At 72.4% G+C, this 21,939-nt stretch carries 21 protein-coding genes and 1 tRNA gene; 12 read left to right on the forward strand and 10 right to left on the reverse strand.

Annotation, left to right across the window (positions count from 1 at the left end):
* The first annotated feature begins 43 nt into the window (after nucleotides 1-43).
* From DV701_RS14920 to DV701_RS19275, 5 genes are all read left to right on the forward strand, one after another.
* Nucleotides 44-1,798 carry a gamma-glutamyltransferase family protein gene (locus DV701_RS14920; protein ID WP_114931229.1) on the forward strand — a complete coding sequence of 585 codons (1,755 nt, stop codon included), beginning with the start codon at nucleotides 44-46 and terminating at the stop codon, nucleotides 1,796-1,798.
* 51 nt (nucleotides 1,799-1,849) lie between these two features.
* A complete protein-coding gene (locus DV701_RS14925; protein WP_114929387.1) occupies nucleotides 1,850-2,239 on the forward strand; it encodes a hypothetical protein in 390 nt (129 codons plus the stop codon).
* 1 nt (nucleotide 2,240) lies between these two features.
* Complete coding sequence (gene pdxH, locus DV701_RS14930; protein ID WP_114929389.1) at nucleotides 2,241-2,933, forward strand: pyridoxamine 5'-phosphate oxidase; 693 nt, start codon at nucleotides 2,241-2,243, stop codon at nucleotides 2,931-2,933.
* A 46-nt stretch (nucleotides 2,934-2,979) separates the two neighbouring features.
* Nucleotides 2,980-3,663 carry a metal-dependent transcriptional regulator gene (locus DV701_RS14935; protein ID WP_114929391.1) on the forward strand — a complete coding sequence of 228 codons (684 nt, stop codon included), beginning with the start codon at nucleotides 2,980-2,982 and terminating at the stop codon, nucleotides 3,661-3,663.
* A 431-nt stretch (nucleotides 3,664-4,094) separates the two neighbouring features.
* Nucleotides 4,095-4,946 carry a C40 family peptidase gene (locus DV701_RS19275; RefSeq protein WP_324616595.1) on the forward strand — a complete coding sequence of 284 codons (852 nt, stop codon included), beginning with the start codon at nucleotides 4,095-4,097 and terminating at the stop codon, nucleotides 4,944-4,946.
* 107 nt (nucleotides 4,947-5,053) lie between these two features.
* Here DV701_RS19275 and DV701_RS14945 read toward each other — a convergent pair whose 3' ends face one another.
* Together DV701_RS14945 and DV701_RS14950 are read right to left on the reverse strand one after the other, a co-directional pair.
* Nucleotides 5,054-6,163, reverse strand: a complete 1,110-nt coding sequence (locus tag DV701_RS14945) for a hemolysin family protein (protein ID WP_114929393.1) — start codon at nucleotides 6,161-6,163, stop codon at nucleotides 5,054-5,056.
* Nucleotides 6,160-7,593 carry a hemolysin family protein gene (locus DV701_RS14950; protein WP_114929395.1) on the reverse strand — a complete coding sequence of 478 codons (1,434 nt, stop codon included), beginning with the start codon at nucleotides 7,591-7,593 and terminating at the stop codon, nucleotides 6,160-6,162. Before DV701_RS14950 ends, DV701_RS14945 begins: the two co-directional genes overlap by 4 nt.
* Nucleotides 7,594-7,830: 237 nt before the next feature.
* On the opposite strand from DV701_RS14950, the gene DV701_RS14955 reads away from it, so the two are divergent.
* Both DV701_RS14955 and DV701_RS14960 read left to right on the forward strand, forming a co-directional pair.
* Complete coding sequence (locus tag DV701_RS14955) at nucleotides 7,831-9,045, forward strand: metallophosphoesterase family protein (RefSeq protein ID WP_202863552.1); 1,215 nt, start codon at nucleotides 7,831-7,833, stop codon at nucleotides 9,043-9,045.
* Entirely contained in the window at nucleotides 9,042-11,723 is a 2,682-nt protein-coding gene (locus DV701_RS14960; protein ID WP_114929397.1) for an AAA family ATPase, read from the forward strand. Before DV701_RS14955 ends, DV701_RS14960 begins: the two co-directional genes overlap by 4 nt.
* Before the next feature lie 32 nt (nucleotides 11,724-11,755).
* Here the strand turns inward: DV701_RS14960 and DV701_RS14965 are convergent, their stop codons facing one another.
* The 4 genes from DV701_RS14965 to DV701_RS18335 form a co-directional block, all read right to left on the reverse strand.
* Nucleotides 11,756-13,858, reverse strand: coding sequence for a heavy metal translocating P-type ATPase (locus DV701_RS14965; RefSeq protein WP_114929399.1), 2,103 nt, complete (start codon nucleotides 13,856-13,858; stop codon nucleotides 11,756-11,758).
* Nucleotides 13,859-13,879: 21 nt separating this feature from the next.
* Entirely contained in the window at nucleotides 13,880-14,356 is a 477-nt protein-coding gene (locus tag DV701_RS14970) for an OsmC family protein (RefSeq protein WP_114929401.1), read from the reverse strand.
* A 145-nt stretch (nucleotides 14,357-14,501) separates the two neighbouring features.
* Entirely contained in the window at nucleotides 14,502-15,446 is a 945-nt protein-coding gene (locus DV701_RS19400) for a cold-shock protein (protein ID WP_114929403.1), read from the reverse strand.
* Between the two features lie 142 nt (nucleotides 15,447-15,588).
* Nucleotides 15,589-15,686: transfer RNA gene (locus DV701_RS18335), tRNA-Arg, on the reverse strand.
* 177 nt (nucleotides 15,687-15,863) lie between these two features.
* Between DV701_RS18335 and DV701_RS14980 the strand changes: the two genes are divergently transcribed.
* The 4 genes from DV701_RS14980 to DV701_RS14995 all read left to right on the forward strand — a co-directional run bounded on the left by DV701_RS14980 (nucleotide 15,864) and on the right by DV701_RS14995 (nucleotide 17,453).
* The gene (locus DV701_RS14980) at nucleotides 15,864-16,106 is read left to right on the forward strand and encodes a type II toxin-antitoxin system Phd/YefM family antitoxin (RefSeq protein ID WP_114929405.1); all 243 of its coding nucleotides are present in this window, start codon (nucleotides 15,864-15,866) and stop codon (nucleotides 16,104-16,106) included.
* The gene (locus DV701_RS14985) at nucleotides 16,103-16,375 is read left to right on the forward strand and encodes a Txe/YoeB family addiction module toxin (protein ID WP_114929407.1); all 273 of its coding nucleotides are present in this window, start codon (nucleotides 16,103-16,105) and stop codon (nucleotides 16,373-16,375) included. The genes DV701_RS14980 and DV701_RS14985 overlap by 4 nt, the downstream gene beginning before the upstream one ends.
* 234 nt (nucleotides 16,376-16,609) lie before the next feature.
* Nucleotides 16,610-17,236: a hypothetical protein gene (locus DV701_RS14990; RefSeq protein WP_114929409.1), complete on the forward strand. Its 627-nt coding sequence runs from the start codon at nucleotides 16,610-16,612 to the stop codon at nucleotides 17,234-17,236.
* The gene (locus tag DV701_RS14995) at nucleotides 17,223-17,453 is read left to right on the forward strand and encodes a helix-turn-helix domain-containing protein (RefSeq protein ID WP_114929411.1); all 231 of its coding nucleotides are present in this window, start codon (nucleotides 17,223-17,225) and stop codon (nucleotides 17,451-17,453) included. The genes DV701_RS14990 and DV701_RS14995 overlap by 14 nt, the downstream gene beginning before the upstream one ends.
* 55 nt (nucleotides 17,454-17,508) lie before the next feature.
* Here DV701_RS14995 and DV701_RS15000 read toward each other — a convergent pair whose 3' ends face one another.
* Both DV701_RS15000 and DV701_RS15005 read right to left on the reverse strand, forming a co-directional pair.
* Nucleotides 17,509-17,679 carry a hypothetical protein gene (locus DV701_RS15000; protein WP_407669324.1) on the reverse strand — a complete coding sequence of 57 codons (171 nt, stop codon included), beginning with the start codon at nucleotides 17,677-17,679 and terminating at the stop codon, nucleotides 17,509-17,511.
* A gap of 68 nt (nucleotides 17,680-17,747) precedes the next feature.
* Nucleotides 17,748-17,996, reverse strand: a complete 249-nt coding sequence (locus tag DV701_RS15005) for a ribbon-helix-helix protein, CopG family (RefSeq protein ID WP_114929415.1) — start codon at nucleotides 17,994-17,996, stop codon at nucleotides 17,748-17,750.
* A gap of 380 nt (nucleotides 17,997-18,376) precedes the next feature.
* Here DV701_RS15005 and DV701_RS15010 point away from each other — a divergent pair, with 380 nt between their 5' ends.
* Nucleotides 18,377-19,711 (forward strand): glycoside hydrolase family 36 protein, encoded by a 1,335-nt coding sequence (locus DV701_RS15010; RefSeq protein ID WP_202863553.1) that lies wholly within the window; start codon nucleotides 18,377-18,379, stop codon nucleotides 19,709-19,711.
* A gap of 35 nt (nucleotides 19,712-19,746) precedes the next feature.
* Here the strand turns inward: DV701_RS15010 and DV701_RS15020 are convergent, their stop codons facing one another.
* Nucleotides 19,747-21,162: a tyrosine-type recombinase/integrase gene (locus tag DV701_RS15020; RefSeq protein WP_162803071.1), complete on the reverse strand. Its 1,416-nt coding sequence runs from the start codon at nucleotides 21,160-21,162 to the stop codon at nucleotides 19,747-19,749.
* Nucleotides 21,159-21,872, reverse strand: coding sequence for a tyrosine-type recombinase/integrase (locus DV701_RS15025; RefSeq protein WP_228255063.1), 714 nt, complete (start codon nucleotides 21,870-21,872; stop codon nucleotides 21,159-21,161). Before DV701_RS15025 ends, DV701_RS15020 begins: the two co-directional genes overlap by 4 nt.
* Nucleotides 21,873-21,939: the final 67 nt, after the last annotated feature.

Raw genomic sequence — 21,939 nt, forward strand, 5'->3', positions numbered from 1 at the left:
GACGACGTTCACCACCCGTCCGACCCTGGCCGGCACCTTCGGGATGGTCTCGAGCACGCACTGGCTGGCGTCCCAGGCCGCGATGCGCATGCTCGAGCTGGACGGCAACGCCGCCGACGCGGCGACGGCGGCGGGCCTGGTCCTGCAGGTCGTCGAGCCGCACCTCAACGGCCCCGGTGGTGACCTGCCGCTCATCGTCGCCTCGCCCGACGACCCGACGCCGCGCGTCCTGTGCGGCCAGGGGCCGGCGCCCTCCGGCGCCACGCCCGAGCACTTCGCGGCGTCCGGGCTGGACCGCGTCCCGGGCTCCGGGCTGCTGGCCGCGGCGGTGCCCGGCGCCTTCGACGCCTGGATGGTGCTGCTGCGCGACCGGGGGACGATGAGCGTGAGGCAGGTCGCCGGACCGGCGCTGCACTACGCCCGGCACGGCCACCCCGTCCTGGAGAGGGTCTGCCGCACGATCGAGACCGTCCGCGAGCTGTTCGAGCAGCACTGGCCCACCTCGGCGGCCCAGTGGCTGCCCGGCGGCGCGCCACCGGTCCCCGGCAGCCTGGTGACCAATCCCGCCTGGGCCGACACGCTCGAGCGGCTGCTCGGCGAGGAGGACGCCGCCGGACCCCGCGAGCAGGGCATAGAGGCGGTGCGCGGCGCGTGGTCTAGCGGGTTCGTCGCCGAGGCCGTCGACGCGTTCGTCCGGCGACCGGTCCGCCACCCCGGCGGCCCCGTGCTCCCCGGCGTGCTCACCGCGCAGGACCTCGCCGACTTCGAGGCCACCTGGGAGGACGCGGTCACCCTCGACTGGCGCGGGCACACCGTGGCCAAGACCGGCCCGTGGGGGCAGGGACCGGCCCTGCTCCAGGTCCTCCGGACGGTCGACGCCGTCGGCCACGCCGACCTGGACACGGTCGAGGGCCTGCACACGCTCGTCGAGGCCTGGAAGCTGGCGATGGCCGACCGGGAGGCCTGGTACGGCGACAGCGCCGACGTCCCCCTCGCCGCGCTCCTCGACCCCGGGTATGCGGTGGAGCGCGCCGCGCTCGTCGGCCCGCGGGCGAGCCGCGAGGTCCGACCCGGCTCGCCGCTGGGGCGAACGCCCCGGCTGGCGGAGCACGCACTCCTCGTGGAGGGCGCGGCGCTGGTGGACGTGACCGCGGGGGAGCCGACCGTCCGCCGCGAGCCCGGTCCCGTCCTCACCCCCGAGGGCGAGGTGCGGGGCGACACCTGCCACGTCGACGTCGTCGACCGCTGGGGGATGACGGTCTCAGCCACCCCGAGCGGCGGCTGGCTGCAGTCCTCGCCGTTCATCCCACAGGTCGGTTTCGCCCTGGGCACCCGGCTGCAGATGACCTGGCTCGAGCAGGGGCTGCCCAGCTCGCTGGTGCCCGGTCGCCGGCCCCGGACCACCCTGACCCCGACGCTCGTCCTGCGCGACGGCATACCCGTCCTCGCGTGCGGCAGCCCGGGCGGCGACCAGCAGGACCAGTGGCAGAGCGTCTTCCTGCTGCGGCACCTGGTCTCCGGGCTGTCCCTCCAGGAGGCGATCGACGCGCCCCAGCTGCACACGACCAGCTTCCCGGCCAGCTTCCACCCGCGGGCGACCGAGCCCGGCGTCGTCGTGGCCGAGTCCCGGCTGGGCGATGACCTGCTCGACGGGCTGCGGGCCCGTGGGCACGAGGTGGTCGTCCAGGGGCCGTGGTCGCTGGGCCGGATGTGCGCCGTCGCGCGCGACCCGGGCACGGGCGTGCTGTCCGCCGGGGCCAACCCGCGGGGAATGCAGGGGTATGCCGTCGGACGTTGACCAGGTGCACCGCCTAGCGTGGTGCCCGACCATCCCCGAGCAGGAGGACACGTGGCAGCCCCCACCAAGATCGCCAGGCTGGCGCTGAAGTACGGCCCCGTCGTCTACACCCTCGCGCAGAAGTACGGGCCGCAGGTCGCCGAGCAGCTGCTCAGGCAGCGGGAGCCGGCGCAGCGGCTGGTGTCCGCCCAGCGGGGACGGACCTCGGCCCGCCGGCTCGCGCTGCGGCACGCCGACTCGGTCGTCGACGGGAGCCTGCAGCAGGTGTTCCACGCGGGCGAGGCCTACTGGGTGGTCTTCTCCCGCAACGAGCCGGTCGGCAGCCATCCGCACACGAACATCCCGTACGAGTCGCTGCTCCTCAACGCCGACCCGCTCAGGCGGGTGCGTCCCGAGGAGCTGCGCCGCACCGTCCACCTGCCCCGCCGAGGAAGGCGCTGACATGGGTTCCGACCGCTACCGCCGCCTGCGCGCCGACTATGACGGCGAGGGGCTGGACGAGGCGCGCTGCCCCGACGCCCCGCTGACGCTCGTGCAGGAGTGGCTGGACGACGCGGTGCGGCGGCAGGCCGAGCGCGGCGACGCGCCCGAGCCGATGGCCATGTCGGTCGCCACCGTCGACGAGGACGGTCTGCCGGACGTGCGCACCGTGCTGCTGCGCTCGCTCGACGAGGTCGGCCCCGGGTTCTTCACCAGCACCCTGTCCGCCAAGGGCCTCCAGCTGCGGGCCAACCCAGGGGTGGCCGCGGCGCTCACCTGGCCGGCGATGTTCCGCGCCGTGCGCTTTCGCGGGTATGCCGAGCAGCAGGCGGCCGACGAGGTGGCCGCCTACTTCCGGTCGCGGCCGTGGGGCGCCCGGATCGGGGCGCACGCCTCGGCCCAGTCCCGACCCGTCCCCGACCGCGCGGCGCTGGAGACCGCATACCAGGAGATGGCGCGCAGGTACCCGGACACCGGCAGCCCCGACGACGTCCCGGTGCCGGAGGGGTGGGGCGGCTACCGGCTGGTGGCCGACCGCGTCGAACTGTGGGCCGGTCGCCCCAGTCGGCTGCACGACCGCATCGTCTGGGAGCGGGTGGCACCCGGCGGCCTGGACGACGCCGCGGCCTGGCGGCGGACCCGCCTGGCGCCGTGAGCGTCGACCCGGCCCGGTGGCGGCGCGGCCTCGTAGGATGGCGCTCGTGAGCGAGCTGATCGACACCACCGAGATGTACCTGCGGACCATCCTCGAGCTCGAGGAGGACGGGGTCGTCCCGATGCGTGCCCGGATCGCCGAACGGCTGGAGCAGTCGGGGCCGACCGTGTCCCAGACCGTGGCCAGGATGGAGCGGGACGGCCTGGTGGAGCTGGACGAGGACCGCCACCTGGAGCTGACCGGTCAGGGGCGGGCCGCCGCCGTGCGCGTCATGCGCAAGCACCGGCTGGCCGAGCGCCTGCTCACCGACATCATCGGGCTGGACCCGGCCTACGTCCACGAGGAGGCGTGCCGGTGGGAGCATGTCATGAGCGTGGAGGTCGAGCAGCGCATCCTGTCCCTCCTGGAGGACGCGACCACCTCGCCGTACGGCAACCCGGTGCCCGGCCTCGAGGAGCTCGGGCACACGCCTGCGGGCGCGCCGACGGGGCGGCCGAGCCACCAGCTCGCCGACGAGGCGGTCGGTGAGAAGGTGTCGGTGCAGGTGGTGCGGCTCGGGGAGGCCGCGCAGGTCGACCCGGAGGTCCTGGGGCTGCTGCTGGAGTCTGGCGTGCGGCCCGGCGCCGACGTGCGCGTCTGGGCCGAGGACGGGCGCACGATCGTCGAGGCCGCGGGCGGTCAGGCGGTCTCGCTGCCGGTCGACGTCGCCTCGCACATCTTCTGCCGCTGATCGCTCCGGGGGCGGCGGGGCCTGCGGGGCCGGACGTCCCTGCCTTGCCGGAAGTTGCGTGCGAGCCGTGTGAGTTCGGTCACGCCGCGACCGGGAAGGCGCCCGTCAGGACCGTGTCCTCGCAGGTCGCGCCGTCGCCCGTCGGGTCACCGACATCTCGATGTCCACAGGTTCGTTACCGGAGCGTGACAACGGGCGGGGGGTATGTGTAGCCTTCGAGACGTTCCTCTCCCCTGGAGGAGCCCCGTGACGAGCACGCCTAGTCCTGTCAGCATGTCCGGGTACTGCACGAACATCGCGCGACAGGAGCGGGGGACCCGACATCGGGGCCGCAAGGCTCCTCGGGGCTAACGGTCCGGCGCCCACCGGACCGAGGGACGCTCCATCCCTAGCCCGACAGCTCACCCCGCAGGCGCTCCCGGAGGACACACGTGACCCAGCGCAACCAGGGCCGGCACCGTCAGCCTGCCCGCCTCAGCACCGCCACCCTGACTCGTTCGGCCGCCGTGGCCGCGACCTCGACCGGCCTGCTGGCCGGCGTCGCCGGCACGGCCGGTGCCGCACCCGCCAGCCCGCAGGAGCCCGTCTCCGGCGTCTCCGCCACCGACACCCTGGTCCGCGTCGTCCAGTCGGTCGCCGCCGCCGAACGGCCCGCCGTGGCCGCCCCGGCGCCCGAGGCCGACGAGGCGGTGAGCTTCGGCACCTCCGGCTTCACCGCCGTCGACGTGGTCGTCGAGACGCCGGCCGCCGACCGGGCGGAGGCTGCGGTCGCCGACCGCAGCAGCACCGCCGCGAGCCGCACCGAGGAGCGCACCGCGCCGGTCCAGGAGGCCGCGGCCGAGCCCGCCGCGCAGGCGGCACCGGCCCAGCAGGCCGCCCCCGCACCCGCCCCCGCACCCGCCCCCGCGCCCGCTCCGGCTGCCACCCCGGCTCCCGCGCCCGCGCCCGCCCCGAGCGGTGGCATCCTGAGCATCGCGGCTGCCTACACCGGCATCTACTACGTCTACGGCGGCAGCACCCCGGCCGGCTTCGACTGCTCGGGCTACACCCAGTACGTCTTCGCCCAGGCGGGCATCTCCCTGCCCCGCAGCGCCGCCGCCCAGCAGGCCGCCACCACCCCGGTGAGCAACCCGCAGCCGGGCGACCTGGTCTTCTTCGGCTACCCGGCCTACCACGTGGGCATCTACGCCGGCAACGGCATGATGTACGACTCCGGCAAGCCGGGCATCCCGACCCAGCTGCGCGCCATCTTCAGCGGCGTCTCCGGCTACGGCCGGGCCTGAGCCGCAGGCACCACCGACGCACGAGGAAGGCCCCGCCCCCGGTCGACGGGGGCGGGGCCTTCCCCGTGACCGGGGGCGGGTCGCTCACGGTGACCGGGGCGGGTCGCTCACGGGGTGGGGACGCCGTGGCCCGCCGACCGGGACGCAGCGTCCTCCGCGGGCTCCGCCTCGTCTGACTCGTCGTCGAACTCCCCGAGGATCTGCTCGAGGATGTCCTCCATCGAGGTCATCCCGACCAGGCGCCCGTCGGGGTCCCGGACGAGCGCCAGCTGGCCGCGCTGCTGGCGAAGGCTGGCGACCGCGTCGATGAGGGGCAGCCCGGCCGACAAGGAGGCGACCGGCTGCACGAACTCGCCCACGCCCCGCCGCTCGTCGCCTGCGGCGGCTGCCAGGATGGCGTCCCGCACGTGCACGAGGCCGCGGATGCGGCGCTGGCCGGCCCGGCCCGTCGGCTCGACGACGAAGAGGCGGGAGCGGCCGCTCTCGCGGCTGATCCGCTCGACCTCTGCCGCGGTCGCCGACCGCGGGATCGTCACGGCGGCACCGGGGGGGAACATCACGTCGGCCACCGTGAACTCCTCCAGGCGCAGCGCCCCGGTGAGGATCTGGTGGTCCGCGTCCTCGAGCACACCGTGCTCGTAGGACTGGGCCAGCAGGAGCTGCAGGTCCGCCGGCGTCTGGGCGTTGCCCAGCGAGTCCACCGGGTCCACCCGCGCCATGCGCAGGAGGAGGTTGGCCATCTCGTTCATCAGCCACAGGACGGGGCGGCTGACCCAGGTGAAGGCGCGGAACGGGATGGCCAGGGCCAGCGCGGAGCTCTCCGGGTGCGAGATCGCCCACGACTTCGGCGCCATCTCCCCGATCACCATGTGCAGGAAGACCACGACCGAGACTGCGATGATGACGGCGATCGCGTGCACCCCGACCTCCGGGACCCCGAGCGCGTGGATCAGGGGTTCGAGGAGGTGGGCGACGGCAGGCTTGGCCAGCGCTCCGAGACCCAGCGTGCACAGCGTGATCCCCAGCTGCGCGCCCGCGAGCATGAGGGAGAGCTCCTTGGACGCTTCGACGGCGGCCCGTGCCGACCGGTTGCCCTCCTCCGCGCGGTCCTCGAGCCGGTGCCGCTTGGCGGCGACGATGGCGAACTCCGAGGCGACGAAGAAGCCGTTCGCGGCCAGCAGCAGGACGCTGACGACCAGGGCGACGGGGGTGCTCATCGGGCCACCTCCGGCTCGGCGATGATGGCGGAGGCGTCCTGCGAGAGCTGCTCGCGCTCGTCCTCGCTCAGAGCGGCCCACTCCGCGCGGGTGCGGCTCACGACGGGGTGCAGGACGACGGTGTCGGGGACGAAGCGGTGCGTGGTCACCACGTCCAGCCGGGTCTGGTGGACGAGCTCCTCGCCCTCCTCGTCCCGGCTGGTCCAGCGCACCAGCACGGTGTCGCCCTCCTCGGCGGTGCGGCCGAGCTGGTCAAGGACCAGGCCGGAGAGCGTGTCGTAGTTCTCGTGCTCGGGAAGCTCCTGACCGGTCACCTTGGCGACCTCGTCGATGCGCAGCCGGGCGGAGAGGTCCCACAGACCGTCCCCGCGGAACTGGCTGGTGGACTCCTCCGCGTCGTCCTCGTCCCAGATCTCGCCGACGACCTCCTCGGCCACGTCCTCGAAGGTGACGATGCCGGCGAACCCGCCGTACTCGTCCACCACGACCGCCAGCTGCTGGTGGCGCTCGCGCAGCTCCTCCAGGACCCGGGGCAGGGGAAGGGACTCGGGGACGATGACCGCGTCGCTGGCCAGGTCCCGGACGATGGTGTCCTCGCGCTCGTGCGCGTCCACCTCGAGCAGGTCGTGCAGGCCGATGACGCCGACGATGTCGTCGATGTCCCGACCCACCACGGGGAAGCGGGCGTGCCCGGTCTGCAGGGCCTCCAGAACGACCGCGGCCGTCTCGTCGGCCTGCACCGTCTGCACGGAGGTGCGCGGCGTCATGACCTCCTCGGCCACCCGCCCGCGGAAGGCCAGGCCGCGCTCCAGGAGCGTGGACAGCTCCTCGTCGAGCGTCCCGCCGGAGTGCGACTCGGCGATGATTCGTGTGAGGTCCTCGGGGGTCGCGCCCTGCGGCAGCTCCTCGACCGGCTCGATGCCGACCGACCGGAGGAATGCGTTGGAGGCGGCGTCGAAGAGACGGATGACCGGTCCCAGCACGGTCAGGTAGATGAGCGTCGTGCGGGACAGGGCGCGGGCCAGCGGCACGGGGCGGGCGATGGCCAGGTTCTTGGGGCCCAGCTCGCCGATGACCATCTGCAGCACGGTCGAGAACACCAGCGTGCCAGCGGAGAACAGCGAGATGAGCGCCGCACGCGAGAGCCAGCCGGAGTCGGCGTAGGCCTCGGTCAGCCCCCGGCTGAGGAACTCCTCGCCGAGGTAGCCCACGAGCAGCGCGGTGACGGTGATCCCGAACTGCGCACCCGAGAGCGTGAACGACAGCCGGGAGGTGATCTTCAGGGCGCGGGCCGCAGGCTGGTCGCCCTGCTCGGCCAGCTGGCGGAGCCGCCCACGGTCTACGCTGACGTAGGCGAACTCCTGGGCCACGAAGTAACCCGTCATCACGGTCAGCCCGACGATGACGGCGACGCCGGTCAGGATCAGCACGAGGTGCCCCTCCCACCTCGGCGAGGAAGCCGGGCACTGCCCGGCCAGGGACTATCAGGGGGGTCGGCGTTCGCGGACGTCATCCCTTGAGTTTACGGCCCTCCCCGACAGGCCGGTCCACCCCGGCGATCCCGACACGGCAGCCCACCTGCTCAGGTCTGTCGGTGCCGTCTCCTAGCGTGGGTGGCACGCTCGAGGCAACGGCATCTCGACGCAACGACACAGGGAGGTGAGGTCGTGGTCCGGTTCCTGCACACCGCCGACTGGCAGGTCGGTATGACGCGGCGCTACCTGGCGTCCGAGGCCCAGGCGCGCTTCGCCTCCTCGCGCGTGGACGTGATCCGCCGGCTCGGGGAGGTGGCGGTCCGGCAGGGCTGCGACTTCGTGCTGGTCTGCGGCGACGTCTTCGAGCACGCGCAGCTCACCCCGCAGACGGTCCGTCGCGCGCTCGAGGCGCTGCGCGCCGTCGAGGTGCCCGTCTACCTGCTGCCCGGAAACCACGACCACCTCGGTCCGCTGTCGCTGTGGGCGACGGCCCTGCTGGCCGAGGAGCTGCCGGCCCACGTGCACGTCCTCGACGCACCCGGAGTGCACGCGGTGGCGCCCGGCGTCGAGATCGTCGCCGTGCCGTGGCACGGCAAGCACCCGGGCTCCGACCTCGTCGCCGAGGTGGTCGCGGACCTGCCCCAGGGACCGGCGCCGCAGGGCACCGTGCGCGTCGTGGCGGCCCACGGCGCCGTGGACGTCCTCGACCAGGACCGTCGCTCCGCCTCCGCGATCGCGGTCGCGCCGCTGGTCGCCGCCCTGGAGGCCGGCCAGATCCACTACGTCGCGCTCGGTGACCGGCACTCGCGCACCCGCGTCGACCCCGCCATCTGGTACTGCGGGGCTCCCGAGCCCACCGCCTGGCGCGAGCAGGACCCCGGCGACGTGCTCGTCGTCGAGGTCGAGCCGGCCGGCGCCGCTCGGGCCGCCGTCCAGGTCACGCCCCACACCGTGGCGACCTGGCGGTTCGTCGCGCTCGACCGGCGCACGGACTGCGACGAGGACCTCGACGCCCTCGACGCGGAGCTGGCAGCCCTGCCGGACAAGGACCGCACGGTGGTCCGCCTGGGTCTGCGCGGCACCCTCGGCCTCGCCCAGCACGCCCGGCTGGAGGAGCTCCTGGCCAGGCACGCCGACCTGCTCGCCGCGCTGCACCGTCCGTCACAGCACACCGACCTCGTGCTCGCGGGCGAGGACGACATCGCCGACCTCGGTCTCGGCGGCTTCCTCGCCGCCGCCGTGGAGGAGATCCGCACGGTGTCGCACGAGGCGGCGCCGACGCGTCCGGGCGTCGACGGTGGCGCCGCAGCGACGACCGACTTCGTCCCCGGGCGTCCGGACGACGCGGACAGCGCCCGGGACGCCCTCGCCCTGCTCTACCGTCTCGCCTCGGGGGGTGCCCGATGAGGCTGCACCGGCTGACGCTGCGGGACGTCAAGGGGGTGCGCGAGCGCACCGTGGACCTGCCCGAGCACGGGATCGTCGTGCTGGAAGGCCCTAACGAGATCGGCAAGTCGACGATGCTCGAAGCCTTCGACGCGCTGCTCACCTTCAAGGCGACCTCGCGCGCGGCCGAGGTGCGCGCGCTGCAGCCGGTGGACCGCGACGTCGCGCCCTACGTCGAGGCCGAGCTCACCGTCGGTGGGACGCGGCTGCGCTTCGCCAAGCGCTGGCTGCGGCAGCCCGCGACCACCCTGGACGTGCTCGGCACCCGGCCCGAGCAGCTGACCGGGGACGCCGCGCAGACCAGGGTCGACGGCCTGCTGAAGCAGCACCTCGACCGCACCCTCTACGACGCGCTGAGACTGACCCAGTCCGGCGACGGCACGCTCGCGCCGCTCGCCTCGAGCGCCCTGCTCACCCAGGCGCTGGACGCCGCCGCGGGCGCCCAGCTGCACGCGGCCGGGGCCGACGCGATCCTGGACAGCGTCGAGGCGGAGTACCGGCTCTACTACACGGCCACCGGACGGCCGACCGGCGACTACCGGCAGGCGATGTCCCGGTTCACCCAGGCCCAGCAGGACGTCGCCGACGCCCATCTGCGTCTCGAGGAGGGACGGCAGCTGCTGGACCGCCAGGAGACGGCGCGGGAGAGGGCCGCGGCCTGCGGCACGCGCCTGGCAGCGGCCGCGGAGCTGCTGGAGCAGGCCGAGCAGATAGCCGCGGCCGCGGAGGACGTCGTCCGGAGGCACGATGCCGCCCTCGATCAGCACGCCCAGGCGCTGGAGCTGCGGCGGGCCGCTGTCCGGGCCCACGAGGAGCGCGCGCGCCTGGTGGCCGGCGCAGACTCGCTCTCGGCCACTCTGGAGGCTGCCCGCGCCGCACGCCGGGAGGACGTCGCGCGGGCCGAGGAGCTGCACGAGGTGCTGCTCGGGGCGCAGTCCGGGGTCGAGGAGGCGGGAGTTGGGGTGGTGGCCGCGTCCGAGGCGCTCGACGCCGCCCGGGAGGACCTGGACCACCTCGGGGAGGTGCGCGAGCTCGTCGCCCGCGAGGCGCTGCTCGCGCGCACCGAGGAGCTGGTGGCGGCGCTGTGCCGGGCCAGGGGCGCGCTCCCGCAGCGGGGCGTCACGCGCGAGGCCGCCCGCCGGGTCCGGGGGTTGCACGACCGGCTGGACGCCACGGTCACCCAGCACGAGCTGCTCAGCCCGGTGCTCGAGGTCGACTCGACGGCCGCCTCCGTGGACGTGGTGGCGGCCGACGGCACCCGGCTGAGCGTGCCGCCGGGCGGGAGCCGGGAGGTCAGCCTGGGCGAGGACACCTGCGTCGAGATCCCCGGACAGGTGCGGCTTCGGGTCCGTCTCCGGCAGGACGCCCGTGGTCGGGCCGACGAGATCCACCGGCTCCGCTCCGAGCTCGCCGCCGCGCTCGCCGACCTCGACGTGGAGCACCTCGACGACGTCGAGGCGCTGGCAGACCGGACCGAGGAGGCGCACTCGGCGGTGCGCGAGGCGCTCCGGGACGTCGATGCGCTCCTCCTCCCGGTGGGTCCGGGGCTCGCCGCGGAGGCGGCCGGTGGAGCCGTCCCCGCCGCGCTGGTGGCCCGGGTCGATCAGGCCCGTGCTCGGGTGGAGGCGCACCGCGCCCGGTCCGGACGCCCCGCGCCGGACGACGAGCCGCAGGCCCGGACCGCCGCGGACCGTGCCGCCACCCAGCTGCGGCAGGCCCGCGCGGACCAGCGCCGGGCGGCCGAGGTGCTGGCCGTCGCCCGCTCCGAGGCCGCCGCAGTGACCACCCGCCTCGACCGGGCCGAGGGGAGCATCGCCGCCCACGAGACGCGTCTGGAGGAGTTGACCACAGAGCTCGCCGCGGCACGTGAGGAGAGCTCCGATACCGCGCTGGTCGCGTTGGTCGAGGAGCGGAAGACGACGGTCACCACGGCCGAGGAGGCCCTCGCAGCCTCCGCGGCCGAGCTGGCCGCTGCCGACGTCGAGGCGGCCCGGGTCGGGCTCGTCCGCGCCCTGGACCAGCACCGCCAGGCCACGAGGGAGCGCGAGCAGGCGCTGGCCGAGCTGCACACCGTCGGAGGACAGCTGGAGATGGCTGCGGGCGAGGGCCGCCAGGAGCTCTACGAGCTCGCGTCGGACGAGCTCGACGACGCGGAGCGAGAGCTCCAGGGCGTCGACCGCCGCGCGCGTGCCGCGCGGCATCTGCGCTCAACGCTGACCGAGCACCGCGATGCCGCCCACCGGACCTACGTGCTGCCCTACACCCAGGCCCTGGAGGAGTTGGGTCGCCGCGTCTTCGGCGCCGGCTTCGCGGTGACGGTGGGGGAGGACCTCGCTCTCGCGGCGCGCACCCTCGACGGCGTGACGGTGCCCTACGCAGGGCTGTCCGGCGGCGCCAAGGAGCAGCTCGGCATCCTGGCGCGGCTCGCGGTCGCCCGGCTCGTGGATCCCGTCCACGGCGTTCCGGTGGTGATCGACGACGCGCTCGGCTACTCCGACCCCGAGCGTCTGCGCCAGATGGGCGAGGTGCTCGGCACCACCGTGGGGGATGGCGACGAGGTGCAGGTCATCCTGCTCACCTGCACCCCCGAGCGTTACGCCGCGATCCCGCACGCGCGGACGGTCCGCCTGACCGCCTAGGACCGCTCCGCGGCATACCCCCCCCTCACGGGTCAGGAGACCGCGGCCTCCAGGTGACGGCCCGCGCTCGCTTCCGGGCGCAGGTCCAGTCGGCGCAGCAGCTGGGCGTTGAGGGCGACGACCACGGTGGACAACGACATCAGGATCGCGCCGACGCTCATCGGGAGCACGAAACCGACGGGCGCCAGCACGCCAGCGGCGAGCGGCACCGCGAGCAGGTTGTAGCCGGCCGCCCACCACAGGTTCTGCTTCATCTTGGCGTAGCTCGCCCGCGACAGCTCGATCACGGAGAGGACGGAGCGCGGGTCGGAGCTGGCGAGGATCACCCCGGCCGAGGCGATCGCGACGTCCGTGCCGGCGCCGATCGCGATGCCGACGTCGGCCTGGGCCAGCGCGGGGGCGTCGTTGACGCCGTCCCCCACGAAGGCCACCTTGCGGCCCTCCTGCTGCAGCTGCGCGACGATGGCGGACTTGTCCTCGGGGCGCACGCCGGCGAAGACGCGGTCGATGCCGAGCTCGGCAGCCACCGCCTCCGCGACCGGCCGGGCGTCGCCGGTGATCATCACCACGGAACGTCCGAGCGCGTGCAGCGCGTCGACCGCCTCGCGCGACTCCGGACGGATCTCGTCGGCGACCCGCAGGGCACCGACCGGTTCGCCGTCGACGAGGACGTGGAGCACCGTCGCGCCCTCGGCGTGCCAGTCCTCGGCCACCGCCACCTCCTGCAGGTCGTGCTCGTCGAGCAGATACGGCCCGCCCACCCGCACCTGGCGGCCCTCGACGGAGGCGGTCACTCCGACGGCGGGGGAGGAGGAGAAGCCGGTCGAGGACGGGACCTGGAGGGCGCGGGCCCCGGCGGCGCCGGTGATGGCCCGCGCGAGCGGGTGCTCGCTGTCGGACTCGGCGGCGGCTGCGAGCGCCAGCACCTCGTCGACATCGTGACCCTGCGCCGGCTCGACGGCGGTGACCGCCGGCTCACCCCTGGTCAGGGTGCCCGTCTTGTCGAAGAGGACGGCCTCCACGGTGCGCATGCTCTCCAGCGCCAGTCGGTCCTTGACCAGCACGCCCCCGCGGGCCGCGCGCTCGGTCGCGATCGAGACCACGAGCGGGATTGCCAGGCCCAGCGCATGGGGGCAGGCGATGACCAGGACGGTGATCGTGCGGACGACGGCGGCGTCCGGCATGCCCAGGAGCATCCAGACGAGAGCAGTGACGATCGCGGCTCCGAGCGCGAACCAGAACAACCACGCGGCTGCCCGGTCGGCGAGCCGCTGCGCCCGCGAGGAGGAGGACTGGGCGTCGGCGACGAGACGCTGGATCCCGGCCAGTGCGGTCTCGTCGCCGGTGGCGGTCACCTCGACCCGCAGCCCGGAGTCTGTCGCGACCGTGCCCGCGACGACGGTGTCGCCGACCTCCCGGCGCACCGTGCGCGACTCGCCGGTGACCATGGACTCGTCCATGGCCGCCGCCCCTTCCACGACCCTGGCGTCGGCCGGGACCGCGCCGCCGGGGCGGACCAGCACCACGTCGCCGACCGCCAGGTCCGAGGGGGCCACGCGCACGACCTCACCGTCCTCGACCCGCTCCGCCTCGTCGGGCAGCAGCGCGGCCAAGGAGTCCAGCGCCGAGGTGGTCTGGGCCAACGAGCGCATCTCGATCCAGTGGCCCAGCAGCATGATCACGACCAGCAGGGCCAGCTCCCACCAGAACTCCAGCTCGTGGTGCAGCAGCCCCAGGCTGGCCCCGAGCGAAGAGAGGAAGGCGACGGTGATGGCCAGACTGATGAGCAGCATCATGCCGGGGCTGCGCCCGCGGATCTCGTCGACCGCGCCGGTCAGGAACGGCTGACCTCCCCAGGCGTAGACGACGACGCCGAGGACAGGAGAGATCCATCCGGTCCATCCTGCGTCGGGAAGCTCGTAGCCCACCAGCCCGGCGAACATCGGACTGAACGCGACCACCGGGACCGCCACGACGAGCATGATCCAGAAGAGCCGGCGGAACTGGGCGACGTGGTCACCGTGATCTCCGTGCCCGTGGCCACCGTGCCCGTGGCCACCGTCCTCCTGGTGCTCCTGGTGCTCCTGGTGCTCCTGGTGCTCCTGGTGCTCGTCGAGCTGCGAGTGATGTTCCATAAGGAGGGAACAGAAATACCCCTAGAGGGTATTCCGTCCGATCGTCGTGACCGGCTCGTGCTGGATCGGGAAGTTCACCGACGACGCGATGAAGCAGGCCCGTGCCGCCTCGTCGTGCAGCTCGGGCACGAGGTCGACGTGCGAGGCGTCCGTCACCGTGACCCGCGGTCGCAGCAGGACGCGTGTGAAGCGTCCGCCGAGCCCCTCCTGCTCCAACCAGCCCAGGGGGGAGTCGTGGTAGGACGTCACCCTGACACCGTGGCGGACCGCGATGTGGAGGAAGGAGAGCAGTTGGCACTCGCCGAGCGCGGCCAGCAGGAGCAGCTCAGGGTTCCACCGCTGCGGGTCCCCGCGAAAAGGCTTGTCGGCCGACAGCTCGAGGACGGGCCGGCCGTCGCTGGTGGCCCGCACGTCCCGGGAGTAGTCGCGGTAGCCGGTCGTCCCGACCCCGCGGTCCCCGGTCCAGGCGAGCTCGAGCTCGTAGGTGTGCGTCGCCATACCGCCAGTCTGCCAGCCACCAGCCTCCTCGCGACTCGGCGACCGGCCCACTGTCGAGCTCCCGGGCCCCAGGCCGTCGCGGATCAGTGCACCGGGTAGTTGCGGCGTGGGTCCCAGGTGTAGCCGCTGGGCAACTGGCTTGCGTTCAGACCCGTTCGACCCGGTCCGCCTGTGGTCCTCGGTCGCTCTGTCGGACCTGGTACCGGACCCGATCGCCCTGGTGCAGCGCCTCGGCGCCCCGAAGGACCGAGACGTGCACGAACAGGTCCGCGCCTCCCGTGTCCGGGGCGATGAAGCCGAACCCCCGCTCCGCGTCGTAGCGCACGACCACCCCCTCGCCGCCGCGCGCCGGAACGTCGGACCCCTCCCCTCGTCCCGCCCGGGCGCGGGTCGTCGACGTCGCGGGTGCGCCACCCGGTGTCCAGCTGCGAGCCAGGCGTACGTCGCGAGCCTGAGGGCCCCTCTCGCTGACGACGACGTCGTACATCACCCGGTCCCCCTCGTCCAGCTCGGAAAGGCCGTCGGTCAGCGCCCGGACGTGGACGAAGACATCGGGGCCGCCGGACTCGGGGGTGATGAACCCGAAGCCCTTGTCCCCGTCGAACCAGGACACGGTGCCGTCAGCCCCGTCGGATGCCACGACCGGCTGGGCGGCCTGGGTACCCAGGGGGAGCAGATGGTCGGCCTGCGCCCCTTTCTCTCCCTCGACGAGGAGGAACGCCACCCGCTGCCCCTGCCAGACCACCCCGCCCCCCACGATGGCCGAGCTGTGCACGAAGATCTCGTCACCACCACCGTCGGGCGTGATGAAGCCGTACCCCTTGGCAGGCTCGTACCAGGAGACCGTGCCGAGCAGCCCCGTCGGTGTGTCGGCAACCCGGTCGGCCAGGACCCGGACGCGGCGTGCCTGCGGGCCGCGGTCCCCCTCGCCGATCTCCAGCGAGACCACCTGTCCCTCCCGGAGCAGCTTCATCGCGTCGTCGCTGATGATCTCGGACGCATGCACGTACACGTCCTCCGCCTCCTGCTCCACGGCGATGAAGCCGAACCCCCGGTCGGCATCGAACCAGCGGACGGTTCCCTCGGTCACGGCTGACTCCTTGTCCAAAGCTACGGTCGGTGTTCCCACAGTCTCCCCGACCGGACCGCGACGCGCCCGAACAGTGCTCACACCGTCCTTCGGCAGGCCGTCGCTGCTCGTGGAGAACCTGCTGACCTAGACAGCCGTGAAGTGCCCCCGGCAGGACTCGAACCTGCGACTCCCGCTTTAGGAGAGCGACCTGGGTAGGCACGCGACGATCGCCAAGCCGAGTCTTGCCTGGTCAAAGGCCTAGAGCATGTAGTCGACACTGGGACGTAGTGGGCCTCTCAAGGTGATGACGTCCCAGTGACGACCCACACGACGGCTGCTCGTGCAGGGCCTCATGGACCGTATGCCGGGGCATGCAGACGGACGGCCTTGTTGATCCGTACGGGATGGCGTACGGTTGCTGTGGAGGTGGGTGACATGACCGCTGTGAGCGCGACCACGGCCCGGGCGAATCTGTACCGGCTGATCGACCAGGTAAACCGGGAGTCTGAGCCGCTGACCATCACCGGTCAGCGGGGCAACGCTGTGCTGATCGGAGAGGACGATTGGCGAGCGATCCAGGAGACACTGTTCTTGGAGTCGGTCCCTGGCCTGTCCGAGTCGATCCGTCAGGCTCGCGCCGAGGGTGTAGGGGCTGGATCCACCGAGCTCGACTGGTGAGCGATACATCCTGGGCCCTGGTCTACTCACGCCAGGCCCAGAAGGACGCCAAGAAGCTGGCGTCGTCAGGCCTGAGGAAGAAGACGCAGGACCTCCTGGACGTCCTGGCGGAGGATCCGTTCGCCACGCCCCCGCGCTACGAGAAGCTCGTCGGTGACCTCGCCGGCTGCTACTCGCGGCGGATCAACATCCAGCACCGACTCGTCTACGAGGTGCTCCCGGAAGAGCGCATCGTCCACGTGCTGCGGATGTGGACTCACTACGAGTAGGGCTTGCCAGTGCCAGCGGCCCTCGTTGCGCCGCGATTGAGAGATCGAGGCGGCCCATCAGCTCGGTCACGGCATTGGGACGCCCGTGCAGGCCATGACTCCTGAGCAGCAACTGGTCGGTCCGCGGCAGTAGCGCGCGGCCACGCTCAGTGCGGCAGATGAGTGCGATTCGCGAGGCGCTGGCTAGCTCAACCTGTTATCGTTTTCGATAACAGCCCGTGAGAGGAGCTCTGCGTGTCCAAGCGCCTTATCGAAACGAAACAGCCAGTCACTGCAGCCGGGCGAGGGCTGGCGCTGACCGGCGGTCGGGCCCTCAACGTCCTACAGAGCATGGCCTTTGTGTGGCTGGTGGTCCTCGGGGTTGTCACGCTGTGGGCGCCCACAGGCATCTCGGCGGCGACCCTGCCAGGGGTAGACCTATTGCGGACGGATCCCGCGGTCGCCGAGATGGCCGCCCTCTCCGACCTCCCCCTGGCCGCCCGAGTGATCTCGTGGGCCGGCACTGCCGCGCTCTTCCTCGCGCTCACCCTGGCGCTCGGGGCGGCCTCGCAAGTCGCCCGGCAGGTGGCCACGGCGGAACCGTTCGCCGTCGGCATCGCGCACGCTTTGTGCCGCGCGAGCGTGGCACTGCTGACGGCGGCGGTGGTCGTCCCCCTTGCCAGGTTCGTCTCGGTTGCCCAGGTCGAGCGGTGGGTTCAGGCGGCACCGGTGCGGGAGTGGGGCGAGCTTGCGCTGCACACCTCCGGGGTCGCCCTGGGAACTCCTGTCGCACTGCTCGTTCTTGCTCTTGTCACCGGCGTCCTGGTAGCCGCTTTCCGAGAGGGAGAACGCCTACGGCAGGAAGCCGATGGCCTCGTCTGAGGGGCACCGCATCATCTGTCGCCTTGACGAGCTCCTCAAGAGCCGTTCGATGACCATGACGCAGCTGTCCCGCACCACCGGCATCACGATGGCGAACCTGTCGATCCTGAAGACTGGTAAGGCCAAAGCAGTCCGATTCAGCACCCTGACCCTGATCTGCGAAGCACTGGACTGCGAAGCCGGGCAACTCCTCCAACTCGACCGAGCGGCGCCGTAGCTTCAAGTCAGACCGCGAAGGAGCTCGCTGGTTGCGGCAAAGTAGTGCGTTCGGTTCAGGGCAGAAGGTCCCAGAACTGACGACGGGCCGGCATCGCGTGGATGACCATCTCCTCGCCGCTGCGGAAGACGAGCACGACCGTCTCCAGCAACCGTGCCTGGGTGTCGAAGCCGAGCCGCAGCTCGCGGTGGGGCCACTCGTCGTCCTCCAGCGGCTCGACCCACAACGACAGGTCCGCAGCCTGGACCGCGTCCTCGGGAACGACCCCGTGCCTAAGCGCGCTGCGGTGGACCTTCACGCGGCGTAGCCGGCCAGCGCACGTCGGATCGCCTCGGAGCGGGACAGGTGCTCCCGGGCGGCGTACGCCTCCAGCGCCGCGATCTCCTCGGCCGTGAGCCGCACGGCGATCACCTGCGTTGGTTCGGCCCCGCGCCCGGGACGGCCCCGGCCGCGGCGTTTGAGCTCCTCGACGTCATAGCCAGCCTCGGCCTCGTCAGCCCACTGCTGGATCTGCTCGTCCGTCACCTGGTCGTCATCTGCCATGGCAAACTCGTATAACGAAAACCCGGCATCAGGAAGATGCCCTCCAGCACGACGGTGCAGGATGCGGCATGTGCGTGAACACGGACAACAAGGTTATGACGGGGTGATGGTGCGGACGCGGGAATGAGGTGCCCGCCAACGCAATAGTCAGTGACGGGGCCTGTCGCGGTTCATCCGTAGGATTACATCCGACGCCTCTTTGAGCTGATGCCTGTGCCCCTTGCCGGGGACGAAAGCCCGTTAGCAACAACATGCAACTCACTCGCAACGAGCCTCCGCAGCTACGGACGGCGACCGTCAGCCGGCGGTCCCGAGGGTCAAGGTGAGGTGATCGCTCCGGGGCCTGAGGCCCGCAGAAGCACACGCCTAGACTGGCGCCCGTGAGCGCCGAGGAGCATTGGGAGCAAATCGCCGAGATCGAGGTGGACCCTCAGCGGGCGGCCGTCTACGAGGAGGGATGGCAGTCCTGGAGCCCTACCCGGGCGTACCGTTTCGGCCCGATCCCTGCGCGCCCACGGCACGCCAAGGAGATCGCGATGCACTTTCGAGCCGACCGGTTGGCGCCCGTCAGCGCCTACCAGGGTGAGGGGTTGCTCGCGGTCGACCCGGGGGCCGACGGCCCGGTGCAGGTCTTCGGGCTCCAGGACGCCTCGGTCGGGGTGGCCTCGATCCGCGCCGAAGCGAACGGCGACAAGCTCGTGATCAGCTCCGACGGGCCCGTGCGGCAGGTCTCGTCGCGGGGCGGCCTCGGGGCGGCGCTCGGAGCATGGGCAGATGAACATGCCGCCGCAGCGGGGGTCGGCCCCCTACGACCCGCGCCCACCATCTGGTGCTCCTGGTACCAGTACTTCACCCAGGTGACCGAGGTCGACATCATCGAGAACCTCGAGGAGATGCGGCGGCTGGAGCTGCCGGTCGACGTGGTGCAGATCGACGATGGCTACCAAGCCGAGATCGGCGACTGGCTCGATCTCTCCGGTCGCTTCGAGTCCCTTCCAGGACTGACCGCACGGATCCTCGACCAGGGGCGGCGGGCAGGACTGTGGGTGGCGCCCTTCCTCGTCGGCAGCCGTTCCCGGTTGGCGGCAGAACACCCGGACTGGCTCGTCAGCGGCGCGGACGCCGGCAACAACTGGGGCCAAGACCTCTGCGTCCTCGACGTGACCCACCCCAACGCGGCCGCCTACCTCACCGAGGTCTTCACCAGCTTCCTCGACATGGGGTTCGACTTCTTCAAACTCGACTTCACCTACGCCGGCGCGCTGCGTGGGCGCCGGCACGAGGACCTGCCGTCGATCACGGCATACCGGCGGGGCATCGAGCTGATCCGGGAGGCGGTCGGTGACTCCTACCTGCTCGGCTGCGGGGCACCCATCTTCCCCTCGGTCGGGCTCTTCGACGGGATGCGGGTCGGCTGCGACATCAGCGCGACCTACGAGCCGCACGGCGAGGACCTCAGCGTCCCCTCGCAGGTGGACGCCACCAAGAACGTCGAGGCGCGGGCCTGGCAGCACGGGCGGTTCTGGGTCAACGACCCTGATTGCCTCGTCGCGCGCCCGGACGGTGTCGCGAAGCGGCCGGAGTGGGCCGCTCTTATCGAGCGGTACGGGGGCCTCCGCGGCTCGAGCGACCGACTCGCAGCGCTCGACGAATGGGGATTGGAGGTGACCCGGCGGCTGCTCAGCGAGGTCCCGCCACCTACGCCGTTCGACTGAGGGGGACCCGCCTGCCGCGAGGAATCCGGACCTGCTTACGGTGCCCGTCCGGCAGCGTTGCTCGAAGCAGGCTTTGTCATGTGCGGCCGTCCGTTCTTGGGCGTGTCCGGCCGGTTAGAGGGAGCCTCAGCCAACATCCGGACATCGGCGTTATGTGGGTGATCGTTGTCAAGAGGCCTCGGTGGTGTCGAGGCCGGTGATGAGCTCGTCGTAGATCGCCGCGCGCCGGGTCTGGCCCTTGGCGCAGGCGTCGGCGCGCTGGGCGAGAAGGGCGGGACGGAACTCGATGGTGGTCTGGAAGAACGTGCAGGACTCGCAGATGCTCTCGTACTCGCAGTCCATGACCTTGGGCCTGGTGCAGTAGCCGTTGCCCAGGAGGCGGTGGTGCTCGCGGTTGAGGCGGGCCATGTTCGGCCCGAGGTCCTCGGCGGGAAGTTTCGCGGGCGCGGTGTAGAGGGCGTCGACCTTGGCGGCGACCGCGAAGTACTCCTGGGCGACGGTGCGGTTGCGATCCTGGCGTAGACCAGGGTCATGTCCAGGGACTTGTGGCCGAGCATCGCGGCGATCGCCTCCAGCGACATGCCTCGGTTGATGGCCTGGGTGGCCAGGGTGTGGCGCAGGCGGTGAGGGTTGATGTGAGCCAGCCCAGCGGCGGTCCCGGCCTTGTTGATGAACCGGGTGACGGCATGCCGGTCGAGCTGGCGACCGTTCTCGTAGGGGATGAGCAGCTCGTGACCGTGAGTGACGTGCGCGGCCCGGTAGGCGCCGATGAGCTCGACCAGGTGCGGGTGCAGGGGCAGGTAGCGGTCCTCGTGCAGCTTGCCGACCGGCACGTGCAGCCAGTAGGTCTCTGCGATGAGGACGACGGCGTCGGACCTCAGGGCGGTGTACTCCCCGACGCGCAGGCCGGTGCGCAGAAGGACTTCCACGGTGAGGCCGATGAGCTGGCGCTTGTCGGCCTGCGCGGCGCGCAGCAGCGCGGAGGCCGAGGTGTCGTCGAGGGCCTTGGGCAGGGCGTGGTCCTGGACGGGGATGTCGCCGTGGAACATCGGCACCCGGGGCGGGGCCTCGGGCCAGCCCCATTCGTCGATGCGGACGAAGAACATCCGCAGCACCCCGAGCCGGTGGGCGATGGTGGCCGGAGTCAGGTGCGGCTTGTTCTGTCCCGGGCGGGCCAGCAGCCACGGTTTGTAGCCCTCGATCTGGGCACGGCCGATCGCTGCGACCGTGCGCACCTGCGGGTGGCACCGGAGCAGGTAGGTCGCGAAGGAGCGCAGGTCCAGGTCGGTGCCGACCACGCTGCCCGGGCGCAGGATGCAGGCGACCTGCTCGACGTAGCGGACCATGACGTCGGCGATCGCCGGGACCGTCTCGGTGAGCTGCTCCCAGGTGGCGAACGGGATCGCCGCGTAGGGGTTCGGCGGGCGCAGCCGCCGGCGTCCGCGCCTCATGAGGACCGCCCGGGGAGCGCGGGTCCGGGACGGTCGGTGGTGCTCGTGAAGAACGGGACGGGCGTCGGTGGTGGCGACAGCGGTGGGTCGATGGCGAAGACCTGGGCGTCGATCACCTCCGAGGCGGCGCGGTACTGGGCGGCGAGCCAGTCCTCGCCCAGGTGCAGGTACATCCGGGTGGACTCGATCGAGGCGTGCCCAGCCTGTGCCTGCACCGCTTCCAGCGGCATCCCCGCGGTCCGCAGCCGGGTCAGGCAGGTGTGGCGCAGCTGGTGGCACGTCGCCCGGTCCAGCCCGGCACGGCGGCGGGCACCCTGCAGGACCTCGTCCAGCCCGTCCGCGCTCAACGGGCGACCGCGCCGGGGCCTCTTGAGGCACACGAAGACCCGGCCGGTGCCGCCGCCGTCGTCCTGGCCGGTGCCGGCCTCCGCGGGCCGCTCAGTGTCCAGGTAGGCGCCGAGGTGGACGAAGAACGCGGGCGCGATCGGCACGTACCGCTGGTGCCCGCCCTTGCCGTCGGCCACGAACACGCGCCGCTCACCGGGGCGAAGGTCCTCCAGCCGCAGGCCCAGGACCTCGCAGCGGCGCAGCCCGCCGAGCAGCATCGCCGCGACCATGGCCCGGTCGCGGTGGGTGCGCAGGGCCGCGGTGAGGGCGTCGACCTCCTGCGGGGTCAGGATTCTGGGCAGTGTCCGTGGCGCCCGGACCAACGGCACCCCCTGGCGGGGGCGGTTGCGTTCGCTGCCGGGGGGTCCTTGATGGGCGGCCCGTTGGGCT

Source organism: Ornithinimicrobium avium, assembly GCF_003351765.1.
GTDB classification, from domain to species: Bacteria; Actinomycetota; Actinomycetes; order Actinomycetales; family Dermatophilaceae; genus Ornithinicoccus; species Ornithinicoccus avius.

Bases quoted from the DNA above. Each gene is read 5' to 3' on its own strand.
- DV701_RS14920 (WP_114931229.1), top strand. From the start codon at position 44: ATGGTCTCGAGCACGCACTGGCTGGCGTCCCAGGCCGCGATGCGCATG.
- DV701_RS15005 (WP_114929415.1), bottom strand. From the start codon at position 17,996: ATGGCAGATGACGACCAGGTGACGGACGAGCAGATCCAGCAGTGGGCT.
- DV701_RS14995 (WP_114929411.1), top strand. From the start codon at position 17,223: ATGGCCTCGTCTGAGGGGCACCGCATCATCTGTCGCCTTGACGAGCTC.
- DV701_RS15020 (WP_162803071.1), bottom strand. From the start codon at position 21,162: ATGAGGCGCGGACGCCGGCGGCTGCGCCCGCCGAACCCCTACGCGGCG.
- DV701_RS14970 (WP_114929401.1), bottom strand. From the start codon at position 14,356: ATGGCGACGCACACCTACGAGCTCGAGCTCGCCTGGACCGGGGACCGC.
- DV701_RS14965 (WP_114929399.1), bottom strand. From the start codon at position 13,858: ATGGAACATCACTCGCAGCTCGACGAGCACCAGGAGCACCAGGAGCAC.
- DV701_RS14945 (WP_114929393.1), bottom strand. From the start codon at position 6,163: ATGAGCACCCCCGTCGCCCTGGTCGTCAGCGTCCTGCTGCTGGCCGCG.
- DV701_RS14980 (WP_114929405.1), top strand. From the start codon at position 15,864: ATGACCGCTGTGAGCGCGACCACGGCCCGGGCGAATCTGTACCGGCTG.
- DV701_RS14960 (WP_114929397.1), top strand. From the start codon at position 9,042: ATGAGGCTGCACCGGCTGACGCTGCGGGACGTCAAGGGGGTGCGCGAG.
- pdxH (WP_114929389.1), top strand. From the start codon at position 2,241: ATGGGTTCCGACCGCTACCGCCGCCTGCGCGCCGACTATGACGGCGAG.